18 protein-coding genes are annotated in these 16,494 nt (G+C 71.8%); 6 read left to right on the top strand and 12 right to left on the bottom strand.

The window, feature by feature from the left end:
* The gene (locus CCO04_RS19380) at nt 1-1,470 is read right to left on the bottom strand and encodes an LVIVD repeat-containing protein (RefSeq protein WP_215815806.1); all 1,470 of its coding nucleotides are present in this window, start codon (nt 1,468-1,470) and stop codon (nt 1-3) included.
* 104 nt (nt 1,471-1,574) lie between these two features.
* Here CCO04_RS19380 and CCO04_RS19375 point away from each other — a divergent pair, with 104 nt between their 5' ends.
* The gene (locus CCO04_RS19375) at nt 1,575-2,213 is read left to right on the top strand and encodes a maleylpyruvate isomerase N-terminal domain-containing protein (RefSeq protein WP_215815805.1); all 639 of its coding nucleotides are present in this window, start codon (nt 1,575-1,577) and stop codon (nt 2,211-2,213) included.
* A 28-nt stretch (nt 2,214-2,241) separates the two neighbouring features.
* On the opposite strand, the gene CCO04_RS19370 is transcribed toward CCO04_RS19375, so the two are convergent.
* The 3 genes from CCO04_RS19370 to CCO04_RS19360 are packed head-to-tail and all read right to left on the bottom strand — an operon-like array spanning nt 2,242 to nt 5,704.
* Entirely contained in the window at nt 2,242-2,895 is a 654-nt protein-coding gene (locus CCO04_RS19370) for an SDR family oxidoreductase (RefSeq protein ID WP_215815804.1), read from the bottom strand.
* 44 nt (nt 2,896-2,939) lie between these two features.
* Nucleotides 2,940-4,046, bottom strand: a complete 1,107-nt coding sequence (locus tag CCO04_RS19365) for a nitronate monooxygenase family protein (protein ID WP_215815803.1) — start codon at nt 4,044-4,046, stop codon at nt 2,940-2,942.
* The gene (locus CCO04_RS19360; protein ID WP_215815802.1) at nt 4,046-5,704 is read right to left on the bottom strand and encodes an acyl-CoA synthetase; all 1,659 of its coding nucleotides are present in this window, start codon (nt 5,702-5,704) and stop codon (nt 4,046-4,048) included. The genes CCO04_RS19365 and CCO04_RS19360 overlap by 1 nt, the downstream gene beginning before the upstream one ends.
* 47 nt (nt 5,705-5,751) lie before the next feature.
* On the opposite strand from CCO04_RS19360, the gene CCO04_RS19355 reads away from it, so the two are divergent.
* On the top strand, nt 5,752-6,534 hold the full coding sequence (locus CCO04_RS19355; RefSeq protein ID WP_215815801.1) for a crotonase/enoyl-CoA hydratase family protein: 783 nt from the start codon (nt 5,752-5,754) through the stop codon (nt 6,532-6,534).
* Here CCO04_RS19355 and CCO04_RS19350 read toward each other — a convergent pair.
* On the bottom strand, nt 6,521-7,162 hold the full coding sequence (locus CCO04_RS19350; RefSeq protein ID WP_252373563.1) for an HAD family hydrolase: 642 nt from the start codon (nt 7,160-7,162) through the stop codon (nt 6,521-6,523). The two genes, CCO04_RS19355 and CCO04_RS19350, sit on opposite strands and share 14 nt — an antisense overlap.
* A 43-nt stretch (nt 7,163-7,205) precedes the next feature.
* Here CCO04_RS19350 and CCO04_RS19345 point away from each other — a divergent pair, with 43 nt between their 5' ends.
* Nucleotides 7,206-7,904, top strand: coding sequence for a hypothetical protein (locus tag CCO04_RS19345; RefSeq protein WP_215815799.1), 699 nt, complete (start codon nt 7,206-7,208; stop codon nt 7,902-7,904).
* Here CCO04_RS19345 and fmdA read toward each other — a convergent pair.
* The 4 genes from fmdA to CCO04_RS19325 all read right to left on the bottom strand — a co-directional run bounded on the left by fmdA (nt 7,901) and on the right by CCO04_RS19325 (nt 10,598).
* Nucleotides 7,901-9,157 carry a formamidase gene (fmdA, locus tag CCO04_RS19340; RefSeq protein ID WP_215815798.1) on the bottom strand — a complete coding sequence of 419 codons (1,257 nt, stop codon included), beginning with the start codon at nt 9,155-9,157 and terminating at the stop codon, nt 7,901-7,903. The genes CCO04_RS19345 and fmdA overlap by 4 nt on opposite strands.
* A gap of 70 nt (nt 9,158-9,227) precedes the next feature.
* Nucleotides 9,228-9,518, bottom strand: a complete 291-nt coding sequence (locus tag CCO04_RS19335) for an FmdB family zinc ribbon protein (RefSeq protein ID WP_215815797.1) — start codon at nt 9,516-9,518, stop codon at nt 9,228-9,230.
* A 9-nt stretch (nt 9,519-9,527) separates the two neighbouring features.
* Entirely contained in the window at nt 9,528-10,139 is a 612-nt protein-coding gene (locus CCO04_RS19330) for an AmiS/UreI family transporter (RefSeq protein WP_215815796.1), read from the bottom strand.
* A gap of 96 nt (nt 10,140-10,235) precedes the next feature.
* Nucleotides 10,236-10,598 carry a MarR family transcriptional regulator gene (locus CCO04_RS19325; protein ID WP_215815795.1) on the bottom strand — a complete coding sequence of 121 codons (363 nt, stop codon included), beginning with the start codon at nt 10,596-10,598 and terminating at the stop codon, nt 10,236-10,238.
* A 96-nt stretch (nt 10,599-10,694) separates the two neighbouring features.
* Here CCO04_RS19325 and CCO04_RS19320 point away from each other — a divergent pair, with 96 nt between their 5' ends.
* Nucleotides 10,695-11,762: a substrate-binding domain-containing protein gene (locus CCO04_RS19320; RefSeq protein WP_215815794.1), complete on the top strand. Its 1,068-nt coding sequence runs from the start codon at nt 10,695-10,697 to the stop codon at nt 11,760-11,762.
* A gap of 2 nt (nt 11,763-11,764) precedes the next feature.
* Here the strand turns inward: CCO04_RS19320 and fadD8 are convergent, their stop codons facing one another.
* Entirely contained in the window at nt 11,765-13,363 is a 1,599-nt protein-coding gene (gene fadD8 / locus CCO04_RS19315) for a fatty-acid--CoA ligase FadD8 (RefSeq protein ID WP_308281362.1), read from the bottom strand.
* A 113-nt stretch (nt 13,364-13,476) separates the two neighbouring features.
* On the opposite strand from fadD8, the gene CCO04_RS19310 reads away from it, so the two are divergent.
* Entirely contained in the window at nt 13,477-13,947 is a 471-nt protein-coding gene (locus CCO04_RS19310) for a hypothetical protein (protein ID WP_215815793.1), read from the top strand.
* Between the two features lie 12 nt (nt 13,948-13,959).
* Here the strand turns inward: CCO04_RS19310 and CCO04_RS19305 are convergent, their stop codons facing one another.
* Together CCO04_RS19305 and CCO04_RS19300 are read right to left on the bottom strand one after the other, a co-directional pair.
* A complete protein-coding gene (locus CCO04_RS19305) occupies nt 13,960-14,346 on the bottom strand; it encodes a hypothetical protein (protein WP_215815792.1) in 387 nt (128 codons plus the stop codon).
* 56 nt (nt 14,347-14,402) lie between these two features.
* On the bottom strand, nt 14,403-15,446 hold the full coding sequence (locus CCO04_RS19300; protein ID WP_215815791.1) for an LLM class F420-dependent oxidoreductase: 1,044 nt from the start codon (nt 15,444-15,446) through the stop codon (nt 14,403-14,405).
* 80 nt (nt 15,447-15,526) lie between these two features.
* Between CCO04_RS19300 and CCO04_RS19295 the strand changes: the two genes are divergently transcribed.
* The gene (locus CCO04_RS19295; RefSeq protein ID WP_215815790.1) at nt 15,527-16,477 is read left to right on the top strand and encodes a Zn-ribbon domain-containing OB-fold protein; all 951 of its coding nucleotides are present in this window, start codon (nt 15,527-15,529) and stop codon (nt 16,475-16,477) included.
* Nucleotides 16,478-16,494 lie beyond the last annotated feature (17 nt).

Raw genomic sequence — 16,494 nt, 5'->3', positions numbered from 1 at the left:
TCAGCGCTCGTCCAGCAGGGCCGCCGCCGGACCGCGCAGGCCGACGGTGAAGAAGCCCTCGTCGGTGTCGGTGTACCAGACCTGGCGGCGGGCGACGTCCCACGCGGGCTGCGACATCGCGGCGCCGCCGTCGGGACCGGGCCGGTTGAAGTAGCCGACCTCGCGGGGCCGGGCGAGGTCGGAGATGTCGAACAGCCGCAGACCGGAGCCGATCATCGAGCAGGCCGCGATGCGCGGCTCGGCGCGGGTCGGCAGGGAGCAGTAGTGGCCGGTGTAGCTGCGCACGATCGTGCGACCGCCAGGATCGTCCATGATCTTGCTCCGGACGGCCGGGTCGTGGACCTCGAGCCGCACATTAGAGACGACGTACGGCGCCCGCGGGTCGGTCACGTCGATGATCCGCGCCGCGCCGACGGGGCTGCGGGGCGAGTTGATCCGGCGCAGGTCACCGAACAGGTCGCTGAACTCGTCGACCTCGAAGACGTACTGGCGCCCGTCGCGGGTGAACGGCTCGGCGACCTGCGGGATCGATCCCTCGTCCCAGGTGAGCCGCGAGAGGGTGCGGATCTGCGGCCGGGGCCGCCGGTCCTGGACGTCCGACACGTCGAGGATGTCGAGCCCGGCGCCGTCGATGATCGAGGCGTTGCGCCCGCTCGGGCTGCCGATGTTGGCGACGTACATGGTGCGACCGTCGTCGGAGAGCCGGAGCCCGTGGTAGACGACGCCCGTCTTGGTGTGGACGATCCGCGGGCGGCGCGGCTCGGTCAGGTCGACCGCGGTGAGCGTGAACCCCGCGGCCCCCGCGGTCCAGAACGTCTTGCCGTCGGGAGCGAACCCGCTCTCGTGCCCCATCACCCCGGACAGGGTCGTCGACATCAGGCGCGGCCGGCGGCAGTCCCGGCTGACGTCGTAGACGTCGAGGACACCGGGCGCGGTGCCCAGCGTGCCCATCACCGCCGCGAGCAGCCCCCGCCCCTGGTTGACCAGGAGCGACTCGTGCGGCTGGAGCATCGCGGGCGTGATCAGGTTGGCCGTCTTGACCGGCTTGGCCGGGTCCGTCATGTCGAGCACGACGACGCCGAGGCCGGCGCGACCGGTGAGCAGGCCGGGCACGTTCAGCCCGACCATCAGGGCCGAGTCGTAGTAGGCGCAGGTCCGGCCGGTGACGTCGGTGTAGCGCTGGACCTTGAAGCCGCCCGACCCCAGGAACGAGCGCCGGCCGTGGTGACCCACCTCCGTGGTGTTGCACCGGTAGCCCTGCGCCGCCCGGCCCGAGCGGTAGTCCGCGGCCGGCACCCGGCCCTGGATCGACGTCTCGGGCAGGTCACCCGGCGCGCACGTCGCGCGCGGCACCCCCGCGAGCGGCAGGTCCGCCTGCGAGGTTCCTGCGGTGAGCACCGCGCTGATCACCAGTACCGCTGCCACCGCGAACGCCGGCACCAGCCGTCGTCCGGTCGTCCGGTCCGCCATCATCCGACCCCCATGTCGATTCCGCGTCGGGCCACCCTGGCACGGTCGCGGTGGTCGCGTCGACCATCGACGGCCCGGCACGAGACCATGGCTAGCCTGCTGGCATGGACCACGCCTCCTTCGTCGACGCCGCCCGGATCGCCCTGGACCTCGCGCGCACCACGGAGGTCAAGGACGCCTGGTCGCTAGAGAGCTCGTGCGCCGGCATGACCGTCGGCGGCCTCGCCCACCACCTCGTCCAGCAGGCCGGTCACACCGTGCGCCTGCTCTCGCTGGAGCCGGTCGCAGAGCCGCCGATCCCGCTGCTGGAGCACTACGCCCGCGCGGCCTGGGTCGAGGCAGGTCCCGACGACGAGGCGAACGTGTCCGTGCGCGAGGGCGCCGATGCCGCGGCCGCGGCCGGTCCTGACGACGTCGTCGCGCATGGTGCCGCCGCGCTCGAGCGGCTCCCCGCCGTCCTGCACGAGCACCACACCCGGATCCCGGACCAGGTCCGGATCCCCTGGCAGGGATGGTCGCTCACGACCGGCGACTTCCTGGTGACCCGGGCGATGGAGATCGTGGTCCACGCCGACGACCTCGCCAGCAGCGTCGGCCTCGCCACGCCCGAGTTCCCCGAGGACCTCGTCACCGACGTCCTCGGCCTCCTCGGCGCCATCGCCCTTCGCCGGCACGGCCAGGCGGCCGTCGTACGGACGCTGAGCCGGCCGCAGCGCGCGCCGGCGAACGTCTCCGCGTTCTGAGCGCCGAGTCGCTCGACCCGCAGCGACCTCAGCCGGAGTAGGGCACCTCGGCCTGCCACGAGTCCTCGTCCTGGTCGATCGCCGCCCGCAGCGCCGCCGCCACGTTGTCCGGCGCGAACGGCCCCTCCTTGGCCAGCAGCCCGCGCACCGTCACCGACACGGCGCGGATGCCGTCGCCGGCGAGCGTCCGGTCGAGACTGCGGACGAGGTTCTGCAGCCCCGCCTTCTGCACCCCCAGCGACGCCGCCCCGTGCCACGGGGTGTCCGCGGCCATGCTGCCGGTCGCGCTCACCCGGCCACCGGGGCCCATGAAGGGCCGCGCCGCCTGGACGACGGTGAGCAGGGCGCCGACCCCGAGACGGACGTCGTCCAGGAGCTCGTCGGGGGTGAGGCTGAGCGGGTCCTTCTCGCGGTAGGCCGACGGGTTGAAGTGGACGACGTCCAGGTGCCCCACCTGCTCGGCCAGCCGGGTCACCGCAGCACGCGTCGCCGCGTCGTCGGTGAGGTCGACCACCGCGGTCAGCGCCTCGGCGCCGGCCGCCTCGACATCGGCGCGCAGGTCGGCGAGCACCTGCTCGTCGGCACCGAGCAGGGCCACCCGGCCGCCCTCGGCGGCGTACAGGCGGGCGAGGGAGCCGCTCACCCCGGGACCGGCACCGGCGATCAGGACGTTGCGCGTCATGACGTCAGCCTAGGACGTGGGGGTGCTCGGCCGCCCGAGCGCGCTCAGATCCCCGCGATGCCACCCAGCTTCTTGGTCGTCGCCTCGAACTCGGCCACCAGGTCGGCGACCACCTCGGCGACCGGCCGGACCTCGTTCATCCGCCCGACGATCTGGCCGATCGGCATCGAGATGACGTCCGGGTCGCCGGAGGAGTTGATCCGGTTGTGGGCGTCGGCGACGAGGAGGTTCTGCAGGGGCATCGGGAGCGGGGCCGGGGCGCCGTCCTCGCTCCAGGCCTCGGTCCACTTGGTCTTGAGCAGGCGGGCGGGCTTGCCGGTGTAGATCCGGGTGCGGACGGTGTCGGACGAGGTGGCGCGCAGGAAGGCGGTCTCCCAGCCCTTGTTGCCGGCCAGGTTCCGGTACTCCTCGGTGCCGAGCCAGATCGAGCCGGTCCACACGCCCTGGGCGCCGAGCGCGAGCGAGGCGGCGATCTGGCGGCCCGAGCCGATGCCCCCCGCACCGAGCACCGGTACGTCGGGCCCGACGGCGTCGACGATGTCCGGGGTGAGCACCATGCTGGCGATCTCGCCGGTGTGGCCGCCGGCCTCGTAGCCCTGGGCGATGATGATGTCGACGCCGTTGGCGACGTGGCTCAGCGCGTGCTTGGGGGCGCCGGCGAGCGCGGCGACCTTGAGGCCGGCCTCGTGGCACTGCTCGATGACGTCGACCGGCGGCGAGCCGAGCGCGTTGGCGATGAGGACGGGGCGGTGCTGGAGGGCGACGTCGACGTGCGAGCGGGCCACCGAGTGCAGCCAGCCGAGGACGCCCTCGCGGCCCTCGCCCTCGGGCAGCGGCGGGACGCCGAGCTTGAGGAGGGTCTCGTCGACGAACTTGCGGTGCTCCTCCGGGATGTACGTCGACAGGTCGGCCGACGTCCCCTCGGTGGGGATCTTCATCGGCATCACGACGTCGACGCCGTAGGGCTTGCCGTCGGTGTTCTCGTCCATCCAGGTCAGCACCCGGTCGAGCTCGTCGGTGTCGTTGAACCGGACGCAGCCCAGGACGCCGAGGCCGCCGGCCCGCGAGACCGCGGCCGCGACGTGCTCGGAGGGCGTGAAGGCGAAGATCGGGTACTCGATGCCGAAGGCATCGCAGAGCGCGGTGTGCATCAGGCGTTCGCCTCCACGGAGTCGGTGCGGTCGTCGGTGCTGTCGTCGGTGCGGGACGCGAGCGCGAGCTCCTTGGCCCGGGGGTACTGCGCCTTGCCGGTGGCGTTGCGCGGGATCTCGGGGACGATCGTCAGCGCGCGCGGCAGCTTGTAGCCGGACAGGTGGGCGCGCAGGAAGGTCCGCAGCTCGTCGAGCTCGACGGTGGCGTCGGGGCGGGGCTCGACGACGGCGGCCACGGTCTGGCCGTACTTCTCGTCGGGCAGGCCGACCACGAGGACGTCGTAGACGCCGGGGTGGGCCTTGATCGCCTGCTCGACCTCCTCGGGGTAGACCTTCTCGCCGCCGGTGTTGATGCAGTTGGAGCCACGGCCGAGCAGCGTGATCCGGTTGCCCTCCTCGATCCGGGCGTTGTCGCCGGGGATCGAGTAGCGGACGCCGTCGATCTCGACGAAGGTCTTGGCCGACTTCTCGGGGTCCTTGTAGTAGCCGACCGGCACGTTGCCCGAGCGGGCGGTGCGGCCGATCTTGCCGACGTCGGTGGCCGGGTCGAGCGGGCGGTCGTCGTCGCCGAGGATCACCGTGGTGGGCGGCAGCGAGATGACCGGGCCGTCGGTCGAGAGCGCGCTGGCGTCCTGCAGGCCGGTGCCCTGGAAGCCGGTCTCGGAGGAGCCGACGGAGTCGGTGAAGACGGCGTTCGGGAACGCCTTCATCCAGCGCTCCTTGACGGACTTGGAGAAGATCGCGGCGCTGGAGGCGATCGCGAAGAGCGTCTGGCCGTCGTACCCGCCGGCCTCGTAGGCGTCGATGAGCGGCACCGCCATCGCGTCGCCGGTCATGAACAGCATCTGGACGCCGTGCTGGTCGACGAGCTCCCAGGTGCGGACCGGGTCGAACTTCGGCTCCAGGATGGTGACCTGGCCGGCGAACAGGTGCATGAGCAGCGACGCCTGGGCGCCACCGTGCATGAGCGGGCTGAGCGGCAGCGTGACCAGGCTGTCCTGGAGGGCCTTCTTGGACTGGTCGTACTCCTCGAGCGGCTCCGACGTCATGAAGTCGATGCCGCCGCCGAGCACCCGCCAGAAGTCCTCGTGGCGCCACATGACGCCCTTGGGGAAGCCGGTGGTGCCGCCGGTGTAGATGATGTGGATGTCGTCGGGGCTGCGCTCGCCGAAGTCGCGCGCGTCGGACTGGCCGGCGACCGCCTCCTCCAGCGTGATCCCGCCGAAGGCGGACAGGTCGCTGGCGTCGTCGGGCTCGAGCGAGTTCGGGACGGCGATGATCGCCTTCATCGGCGCGACCTTCGGCACCACCTCGGCCACCAGGTCGGCGTACACCCGGTCGTGGACGAGGCCGGCCAGGTCGGCGTTGTCGAAGAGGTACTCCAGCTCGCCGGCGACGTAGCGGTAGTTCACGTTGATCGCGACCGCGCGCACCTTGAGGATCGCGATGAGCGCGATGACGTGCTCGATGCTGTTCTTGGCGTAGAGACCGATGTGGTCGCCGGTGCCGATCCCCTGCGCCTGCAGGTAGTGGGCGAGCTTGTTGGACTCCGCCTCCAGCTCGGCGAAGGAGATGACGCGGTCCCCCACCTGGACGGCAGGCTTGTCCGGGACGGCGTCGACGGCGTGTTCGAAGAGGTCGGCGATGTTCAGGGCCACGAGGCCGACACTAGAACACGTTTCACTTTTTCGCTAGCGTTGTTCACATGAGCGATTGCCTCGTCGAGCAGGACGGCCACAAGCTGGTTGTCACCATGAACCGTCCCGAGCGCCGCAACGCGCTGTCCGGGCCGATGCTCCGGATCATGGAGGAGGCCTGGGACCGGGTCAACGAGGACCCGGAGATCCGGGTCTGCATCCTGACCGGCGCGGGCGGCTACTTCTGCGCCGGCATGGACCTCAAGGCCGCCGACGAGAAGCCGCCGTCGGAGAGCTTCGAGTCCGGCGAGTACGACCCGACCGTGATCAAGGGCCTGCTCAAGGGCTTCCGGCTGACCAAGCCGCTCATCGCCGCGGTCGAGGGCCCGGCCATCGCTGGCGGCACCGAGATCCTCCAGGGCACTGACATCCGGGTCGCCGGAGAGTCCGCCAAGTTCGGCGTCGCCGAGGCACGCTGGTCGCTGTACCCGATGGGCGGCTCCGCGGTGCGGCTCCCCCGCCAGATCCCCTACACGGTGGCCGCCGAGCTGCTGCTGACCGGGCGCACGCTCAAGGCCCCCGAGGCCAAGGAGCTCGGCCTGATCGGGCACGTCGTCCCCGACGGCCAGGCGCTCGCCAAGGCGCACGAGCTCGCCGACATGATCGCCGCCAACGGCCCGCTCGCCGTGCAGGCGATCCTCAAGACGATGCGCGACTCCGAGGGCAAGCACGAGGAGGAGTGCTGGGCCGACGACGCCAAGGTCGGCGCCGCGGTGTTCTCCTCCGACGACGCCAAGGAGGGCCCGCGGGCGTTCCTGGAGAAGCGCGCCCCTCAGTTCAAGGGCCGCTGACGGCCGCTGCGCCGAGGCCGCCGTCGAGGTGCTCGTCGAGCCAGGCGGGGAACGCCGCCAGGCCGTCGAGGACGACGTGCGTCCCGGCGTCGCGGAGCTCGTCGGCGGTGCAGCCGCCGGTCAGCACCGAGACGCTGGTGACGCCGGCGGCGAGCGCACCCTCGACGTCGTGGACGTGGTCGCCGACGTAGACCGACGCGGCCTCGCGGCGCAGCACGTCGGCCTTGCCGACGCCCCAGACCCAGCCCTCGAGCACATCGACGTCGAGACCGGTGTGGTCGAGGTGGAGGCGGGCGTTGGGGGCGTACTTGCCGGTGACCACGACGATCCGCCCGCCCCGACGCCGTACGGCGGCCAGGGCCTCGTGCGCCCCCGGCAGCACCGGCACGCTGGCGATCGCGTGCTCCGGGTAGAGCGCCCGGAACCGGTCCCCCGCAGCCGGGATCCGCTCCGCCGGCAGGTAGGGCTCGAGCAGCAGGTCGAGCGGCGGGCCGAGCCGGCGGGTCATCTCCTCGACGGGGAACTCCACGTCGAGCTCGGCGCCGAGCGCGCGCAGCACGTCCCGGAACCCGGGCGCGGTGTCGATGAGGGTCATGTCGAGGTCGAACCCGACGACGAGATCCGGCATGGGGCCCACGTTATCCAGGGCGCCACCGGGGCAGGATGGCGCCATGGACGCCGTCGCCCTCGTGCTCTTCGGACTCATCGGACTCGTCTTCGTCGCGGTGTTCGCGTTGCTCATCGTGGCGATCGTGGTCGGCTCGAAGCGCGCGGCCGAGCGGCGCCAGGGGCTCGCCGCCTTCGCGCACGACCGCGAGTGGGAGTACCGGCCCGTCGACCCCGCGCTGGTCGACCGGTTCCAGGGCGCGCCGTTCGGCCGGGGTCACGGCCGGCACGCGGGCAACGTCCTCATCGGCCAGTACGACGGCCGCCCGTTCACCGCGTTCGACTACACGTTCACGACCGGGACCGGTGAGGACTCCAGCCGGCACACCTACTCGGTGGTCGCGCTCAACCTCGGCGTCCGCGCCCCCGACCTCGCGGTCGGCCCGACGACGACCCTGCGCCGCTGGGCCGACTCGCTGACCGGGCGCGACATCCTCATCGGCGACCCGGCGTTCGACGCGGCGTTCACGATCCACTCCCCGGCACCGGAGTTCGCGGCCGACGTGCTGCTCTCGGACGTGCGCGACGTGATGCGCCACCACCCGGGCCTGTCGTGGCGGATCACCGGCGACTCGCTGCTGGTGATCCGCCCGGGCGCGCACGCGCCCGCCGAGGTGGACGGCAAGCTCCAGGTGATGGACGCCCTGCTCGACCGGATCCCGGACCTGGTCTGGGACCGGCTGCGGGGCGAGGCCCCCCGCTAGCGGTTCTCGGCCCGCGGCGCCCCGATGCCGGGGTCGACCTGGAAGGGACCGGAGGCCGAGGGCCGGACGTCGAAGTCGAAGATCGACGTGGGGATGTAGACCGTCGAGCACGAGTTCGGGATGTCGACGACGCCCGAGAGCCGGCCCTCGATCGGCGCGGCACCGAGCAGCAGGTAGGCCTGCTCGGGCGCGTAGCCGAACTTGGTGAGGTAGTCGATCGCGTGCAGGCAGGCGCGCTGGTACGACAGGTGCGAGTCGAGGTAGCGCTGCTCGCCGTCCAGGGTGACCGACGTGCCGGAGAACGCGATCCACTCGCTGAAGCGCGGGTCCACCCGGCCGGGCATGAAGATGGCGTTCTCGCTCACGCCGTAGGTCTCCATGCCGCCCTTGATGATGTCCACGCGCAGGTCGATGAAGCCGCCCATCTCGATGGCGCCGCAGAACGTGATCTCACCGTCGCCCTGCGAGAAGTGCAGGTCGCCGACCGAGAGGTTCGCGCCGTCGACGAAGACCGGGTAGAAGATCCGGGTGCCCTTGGACAGGTTCTTGATGTCCTGGTTGCCACCGTTCTCGCGGGCGGGCGCCGTACGCGCGGCCTCGGCGCCGACCCGGCCCCACTGGTCGCGGGCCAGGCCGCCGAGCACGGCGTGCTCACCCTCGGGCGGGAGGGCCAGCGGCGGGACCCGGTGCGGGTCGGTGGCGATGAGGGCGCCCTCGCGGCGGTTCCAGGTGGCGAGGAGCTCGGCGGACGGGGCGGTGCCCATGAGGCCCGGGTGGATCAGGCCCTCGAAGCTGACGTGCGGCACGTGCCGGCTGGTCGCGACCTGGCCGTTGAAGTCCCAGATCGCCTTGTAGGCGTCGGGGAACTGGTCGGTGAGGAAGCCGCCGCCGTTGTTGCGGGCGAAGATGCCGGTGTAGCCCCAGCCCTGGCCGGCGAGCGGACCGGAGTCCTCCTGGGGGATCGGCCCGACGTCGAGGATGTCGACCACGAGCAGGTCGCCGGGACGGGCGCCCTCGACCGCGAACGGGCCGGAGAGCTTGTGCACGGTCAGCAGCGGGGCGTTGAGGATGTCCTCGGCCGAGTCGTCGTTGACGATCGCGCCGTCGAACCACTCGCGGCAGTCGACCCGGAACGAGTCGCCGGGCTTGACGGTCGCGACCGGCGGGATCTCGGGGTGCCACCGGTTGTGGCCGAGCTTCTGCTGGTCCTCGAACTTCTTGCTGCTGTCGAGGGGGAAGATCACTTCAGGCATGGGGCGTGCTCCTCGGGTGATGGGGTGGCGGGACTGCTCGGGACTGCTCGGGACTGCTGGGACGGAACGGTCAGGGGCGCGGCAGCTTCTGGTGCAGCGGGTTGCGGGTGATGCGGGCGCCACCGCCACCACCGCCGCTGCCGGGCAGCGAGGTGACGACCGGGGGCTCGTGGGCGGTGGCCGCCGTGGCGTCCATCAGCCGGTACGCCGTGCTGCCGGCGACCGAGAGGCGCGGCGCGCTCATCCGGCGCCGAGCCGCACCACCGCACTCCGGGCAGTCCACGGCCGCGGGGACCTCGCTCATCGGGTAGGTCCGGTCGAACTCGGTGCCCTCGGGGCACCGGAAGGCGTAGAGCGGCATGACTTCCTCTCAGGCAGCGGGAGTGGGGGTGGGCGCGGCCGCGGGCGCCGTACGGCCCAGCACGCCGGCCAGCCCCACCACGACGACGGCGAGGACCAGGGCGAGCACGCCGAAGCCGGTCGACGTGGGCCAGTTGTCGTGGAGGCCGAGCAGGGCCGGGACCGTGCAGGTCAGGTGGCTCCCGAGGACGAGCACCCACCCGGCGAAGCGGGTCAGCTCGTCACGACCGAGCGCCAGGACCAGGAAGAAGAGCAGCCACATGACGGCCCAGGTCAGCCAGATCGCGGTGAACGCGAGGTCGTCCTCGATCGAGAGCACCGCCTGGACCACCGCCATCACCGCGACGAACAGCGAGAACCAGCCCAGGCCGGAGCCGTCCAGCCCGGCCAGTGCGTTGATGCCGACGTAGAGGTAGGTGAAGCCGAACAGGTAGATCGGCGCCCACGCGGCCGCCGTGGCGAGGTCGGGCGCCTGGATCAGCGCGATGGTCGGCAGCACCACCTGGAGCGTGCCGACGAACAGGTTGAGCGGCGCGCCGCCACGGGCGGTGACGAGCCCGAGCAGCCCGAGGCCGTTGACGAACAGCACCGCTCCGACGAACAGCAGTCCCACATTGGACACCGGGCGCCTCCGGATAATCGTACCGATCTGGAACTATTGCAGATCGGAACCATAAAGCGCCCAGACGGACCCGTCAACGACCCTCGCGGAGGTGGCTCAGGCGTCGAGGTCGGCGACGAGCGCACGCCACAGGTCGCGCCCCGCGTCGGAGGCGACGACCAGGACCCGGCGCCGGTCGGTGGCGTCGGCGCGGCGGTAGGCCAGGCCCTCGGTGACCAGGCGGTCGACGACGCGCGTGGTCGCAGGCGGCGTCGACGAGATCAGCCGGCCGAACTCGCCGACGGTGAGGCCGTCGGGCGCGTCGGAGAGCCTGCGCAGCGCCCGGTAGACGTCGAGCCCGATCCCGTGCTCGTCAAGCACCGGGAGCAGCCGGGCCACGACCAGGTCGTCGGCCGCGACGACGGCAGCCGCCGCGACGCGCGCGTCCGGTCCGGTCGTCGTCACCTGTCCCCTGGGCATGGGACCACGCTAACCGACCCCGTCGCCCGGTTCCGCGTCCTGGACGTCGGCGCTAGTGTCCCGAGCAGCGAAGGTCCCGTTCCCCCAGGAGTGCCGATGCCAGCCACGACGGACGACTACGTCGTCGGCCTGCTCTACCCGCAGTCCGGTCCGGCCGGGCTGTTCGGCCCCTCCTGCCTGACCTCGGCCCGGCTCGCGGTCGACGACGTCAACGCCCGCGGCGGGATCCTCGGGCGCCAGGTCCGGATCGAGGCGATCGACGCCTCGGTCGCGGCGCCCGGGGCGGCGGACTCGGTGGCCGGCCTCGTCGCCTCCGACCGCATCCAGGCGGTCGTCGGCTGGCACCGCTCCGACGTACGGCGGGCGGTGGCGCAGCGCCTCGACCGCCGGGTCCCCTATGTCTACACCGCGCTCTACGAGGGCGGTGAGCACACCGACGGGCTGTGGCTCACCGGCGAGACGCCGCCCCAGCAGGTGCTGCCGGCGCTGCGCTGGATGCGTGACGAGCTCGCGCTGCGCCGCTGGTTCATCGTCGGCAGCGAGTACGTCTGGCCGCGCCGGACCGCCGAGGCGTGCCGGGCCTATGCCCGCCGGCTGGACCTGGAGATCTGCGGCGAGGCCTACCGTCCCGTCGGCACCGAGCAGTACGACGACGTGCTCACCCGGATCGAGGCCTCCGGCGCGACGGGGGTGATCCAGCTCCAGCTCGGCCAGGACGCCGTGCACTTCAACCGGCAGTTCGCCGCGGCCGGGCTGCCCACCGGCGTGGTCCGGTTCTCGCCACTGATGGACGAGAGCATGCTGCTCGCCTCCGGCCCCGACGCGACGGCCAACCTCTTCGCGGCCTCCGGCTTCTTCGGCTCGCTGGTGACCGACGCGGCGATGGACTTCGGCAGCCGCTACTTCGGCGCGTTCGGACCCGGCGCGTGCCCGCCGTCCGCGATGGGCGAGTCGTGCATGGAGGGGCTGCTCCTGCTCGAGTCGCTCGTCAACGGCGCGGGCTCCTCGGTGGTCGAGGACCTGCTGTCCTGCGCCCACCCCACCCGGTACGACGGCCCGCGCGGCAGCCTCGCGCTGCGCTCGGCGCACGCCGAGCAGCCGGTCTACCTGGCCGCCGCGGCCGGGTGCGACTTCGACGTGATCACCACGCTGCCGCGCGGCTGAGGTCAGCCGACGGAGCGCTCCCCCGTCCAGAACCGCGCCCGCAGCGCCTTCTTGTCCGGCTTGCCCAGCGCGGTGAGCGGCAGCGCGTCGACCGCGATGACGTCCTTGGGGGTCTGCACGGAGCCCTTGCGCTCCTTGACCGCGTCCTTGATCTCGGCGACGACATCGTCGGTGAGCTCGTGCCCCTCGCGCAGCACGACGACCGCGGTGACCGCCTCGCCGAACTTCTCGTGCGGCGTCCCGATCACGCCGACCTGGGCGATGGCGGGGTGCTCGGCGATGACGTCCTCGACCTCCCGCGGGAAGACGTTGAACCCGCCCGTGACGATCATGTCCTTGGTGCGGTCGACGATGTACCAGAAGCCGTCCTCGTCCTCGCGCGCCACGTCGCCGGTGTGCATCCAGCCGTCGCGGAAGGTCTCGGCCGTGGCCTCCGGCAGCCGCCAGTAGCCGCCCGACAGCAGCGGTCCCGCCACGCAGATCTCGCCGGGCTCGCCCTGCGGGACCGGGTTGCCGGCCTCGTCCAGCAGCGCCGCGCGCAGGTACGCCGACGGGCGCCCGCACGACGTCAGCCGCGCCTCGATCGGCGTACCGGAGGCGTCGACGTGGTCGCCCTTGGGGAAGTAGCTGATCACCATCGGGGCCTCGGACTGGCCGTAGTACTGCGCGAAGATCGGCCCGAACCGCTCGATGGCCTCCTTGAGCCGGACCGGGTTGATCGCGGACGCGCCGTAGTAGACGGTCTCGAGCGACGACAGGTCGCGGGTGCGCGAGTCGGGGTGGTCCATGAGCGCGTAGAGCATGGTCGGCACGAGCATCAGCGAGTTGATCCGCTTCTCCTCGATCGTGCGGAGCACCTCGGCCGGGTCGAAGCGCGCGGACACGAAGAGCGTGCCGCCCTGCAGCACGACCGGGACGAAGAACGCCGCGCCGGCGTGCGAGAGCGGCGTGCACATGAGGAAGCGCGGCTCGGCCGGCCACTCCCACTCCGCCATCTGGATCTGCGCCATCGTCGAGAACGCGCGCACGTTGCCGATCACGCCCTTGGGCTTGCCGGTCGTGCCGCCGGTGTAGGTGATCGAGGTGATGTGCTCGGGCTCCAGCACGGCCGCGGTCAGCGGCTGGGCCTCGAAGGTCGCCGCGACCGCGGTGAGGTCGGTGCCGACGTCGGCGAGCGCGTCCGGGACGGGGCCGATGGTGAGGACCTGCTTGAGCCCGGGGCACTTCCCGAGCAGCTCGACCGCCCGGTCGGCGAAGTAGGGGTCGATGACGAGCGTGGTGATCCCCGCGTCGTTGATGACGTAGGCGTGGTCGTCGGCCGAGCCGAGCGGGTGCAGCGAGGTCCGCTGGAAGCCCTGCGTCTGGCCGGCACCGAGGATGAAGAGCACCTCGGGCCGGTTGAGGGCGAGCAGCGCGCCCGGCGTACCGCGTCCGGCACCGAGGGATTCGAAGGCCTGGATGTACTGCGAGATCCGCTCCGCCGTCTCGCGGCCGGTCAGCGTCACGTCGCCGAGGTGCACGATCGGGCGGTTCGCGTGCCGCTTGAGGGCCGCGACCATGAGGTGGCCGTTGTGGGCAGGGGTGCGGAGCGTGTCGGTCACCCCGGCAGACTAGAACGTGTTCTATTCCGCAGGCAAGGACCCCTACCTTGGTCGGGGATCTCCCTACCTCCGACCGATGCCCCTCGCGAGTGCCGGACCCTAGCCTCGACACCATGCAGTACGACGAGCTCGGCTCCACGCGCGAGGACAAGGTCTGGACCTACATCATCTTCGCCGTCGGCGGGGTCCTCGTGCTCACGGTCGGTCCGCTGCTCGCCCGCTGGCTCGCCGACGTGCCGTTCGTGCCCTTCAAGGACATCCTGCGCTGGGTCGGCGACTTCGACCAGCCGTGGGCCTGGGTCGCGCGCCCCGCGATCGGCCTGCTCGCCGGCCTGGTCGTCGCCTTCCTGGTGCTCGTGGACGAGTGGCGCCTGGAGGTCCACGACGACGCGATCGTCGTCGTTCACGACCAGGACCGCCGCCGGCTCGCCCGCGAGGCGATCATCGGCATCCACTTCGAGGGCAAGAAGGTCGTCATCGAGGGCACCGACGGGCGCCGGCTCTTCGACAAGCCCGTCGAGGCCAAGCGCGCCACGGTCAAGCAGGCGTTCTCCTCGCGGGAGTACCCGCTCGAGTCGGAGTAGCCGCGCGGGAGCTCACCCGGCCCGGCGCTCGACCGGCGCGATCAGCGGCCGCACGCCGCCCAGCCGCCGGTGGAAGCGCACCTGGTCGGCATGGGCGTCCAGGACGTCCCACAGCGCCCGGTGCGCCGCCCAGGGCAGGGGGTCGTCGCCGCGCACCCAGCGCTCACCGAAGCTGATCCACACCGGCGTCCAGCCGGCCGCGCAGTCCCACCGGCCGCGCTGGGCCTCGACGAGGCGCCGGCGTACCTGGAAGGCGGTGCGCGGACCGTCGGCGCACACCGGCGCGGTGTGGACCGGCCAGACCCACAGGTCGAGCTCCATCAGTGCCAGCTCGAGGTCGCGCAGCAGCGCGGGATCGACCAGCACCGTGGCGACGTTCTCGTGCGGCTCACGCCTCATGCCCTGAGACGGTAGCCCGGACCTCCGACAGCGACCAGGCCCTCAGGTGAACATCGTCAGGCGAGCAGCTCGGCCACCTGGCGGATCTCGTCGGCGCTGCGGCACGAGAGCAGCAGCGTGGTCACACCGGTCTCCTCCCACTGCGCGACGCGCTCCTGGACCTCGCCGGGCGTGCCGATGATGTGCATGTCGTCGACGAGCTCGTCGGGGATGAGCGCGGTCGCCTTGTCCTTCTCGCCCGACAGGTAGAGCGACTGCACCTCGTCGGCGAGCTCGCCGTAGCCCATCCGGGTGAAGACCTGGTGGTGGAAGTTCTGCTCCTTGGCGCCCATGCCGCCCATGTAGAGCGAGACGAACGGCTTCATGCCGTCGATCACGAGCTGCTTCTGCTCGGCGTTCTCGACCACCTGGAGGTGACAGGTGGCGGCGATCTCGAAGTCCGCCCGGGTACGACGAGCGCCCGGCCGCGCGAAACCCTCGTCGAGCCACGGCTGGTACATCCCCGCGCTCTTGGGCGTGTAGAAGATCGGGATCCAGCCGTCGGCGATCTCGGCGGTCTGCGCGACGTTCTTGGGGCCCTCGGCGCCGAGCCAGATCGGCAGGTCGGCGCGCAGTGGGTGCACGATCGGCTTGAGCGGCTTGCCGAGGCCGACCGCGCCGGGGCCGTGGTAGGGCAGCGGGTGGTGCGGGCCGTCGTTGGTCACCGGCGCCTCGCGGGCCAGCACCTGGCGGATGATCGAGACCACCTCGCGGGTCCGGGCGAGCGGCTTGGAGAACGGTACGCCGTACCAGCCCTCGACGACCTGGGGACCGCTGACGCCCATGCCGAGGATGACCCGGCCACCGGTGAGGTGGTCGAGGGTGAGCGCGTGCATCGCGATCGAGGCCGGCGTCCGGCCCGACATCTGCACGATCGAGGTGCCCAGGCGCACCCGGGAGGTCTCCCGGCCCCACCAGGCCAGGGGCGTGAACGCGTCGCTCCCCCAGGCCTCGGCGGTGAAGATCGCGTCGAACCCGGCGTCCTCCGCGGCCGCGACGAGCTCGCCGACACCCTGCGGCGGCTGCGCCGACCAGTACCCCAGCTGCAGTCCCAGTTTCATGGACCGCATCATGACGGATGAGCCCGATCCATTTCTAGAACATGTTTCACTTTTGGGCAGAACATGTTTCACTTTGGCTCATGAGTCGCACCCTCTCGGCACCGGTGACGGTGTCCTTCGACTACACGCGATCGGTCGGCCCGGTGATCGGCCGCTTCCTCACCGGTCTCCGCGACGGCCAGCTCGTCGGCGCCCGTCTCAGCGACGGCCGCGTCGTCGTCCCGCCGCCCGAGTTCGACCCGGTGACCCACCAGGCGACGGCCGACTTCGTCGAGCTCCCCGAGACCGGCACGGTCACGTCCTGGACCTGGGTCAGCGAGCCCGTCGCCGGCCAGCCGTTCGAACGCCCGTTCGCGTTCGCCCTGGTCACCATCGACGGCGCCGACGCCCCGCTGCTGCACGCGGTCGACGTCGCGAGCCCCGACCAGATCAGTACCGGCATGAAGGTCCGCGCCCGCTGGGCCGCGGAGCGCACCGGCGCGATCACCGACCTCGTCTTCGAGCCCGACACCGGCACCGCGAGCGCGGCCGCCCCGGCTGCCGGCGAGGGCGCCGTGACCGGGATCGTCACGCCGGTCAGCCTCGACTACACCTACGCCGCCTCCCCCGAGGAGTCCGCCTTCTTCCGCGGTCTCTCGGAGGGCCGGATCGTCGGCCAGCGCTGCCCCACGTGCGAGAAGGTCTACGTCCCGCCGCGTCCGGCCTGCCCGACCGACGGCGTGCCGACCGTCGAGGAGATCGAGCTCTCCCACACCGGCACGGTGACGACCTTCTGCATCGTCAACGTGCCCTTCCTGGGCCAGAAGATCGCGCCGCCGTACGTGTCGGCGTACATCCTGCTCGACGGCGCGGACATCGCGCTGCAGCACCTGATCCTCGACATCCCCGTCGAGGAGATCCGGATGGGCCTGCGGGTCAAGGCGGTCTGGAAGCCCCGCGACGAGTGGGGCACCACGATCGAGAACATCAGCCACTTCGCGCCGGCCGACGAGCCCGACGCGGACTTCGACACCTACAAGCACCACCTCTGAGCGGCGGGAAGGACAAG

This window comes from Pimelobacter sp. 30-1, assembly GCF_018831735.1.
In the GTDB taxonomy this organism is placed as follows: domain Bacteria; phylum Actinomycetota; class Actinomycetes; order Propionibacteriales; family Nocardioidaceae; genus Nocardioides.
The sequence above is the reverse complement of the archived record's forward strand: the minus strand, read 5'-3'. Positions and strand labels throughout refer to the sequence as shown.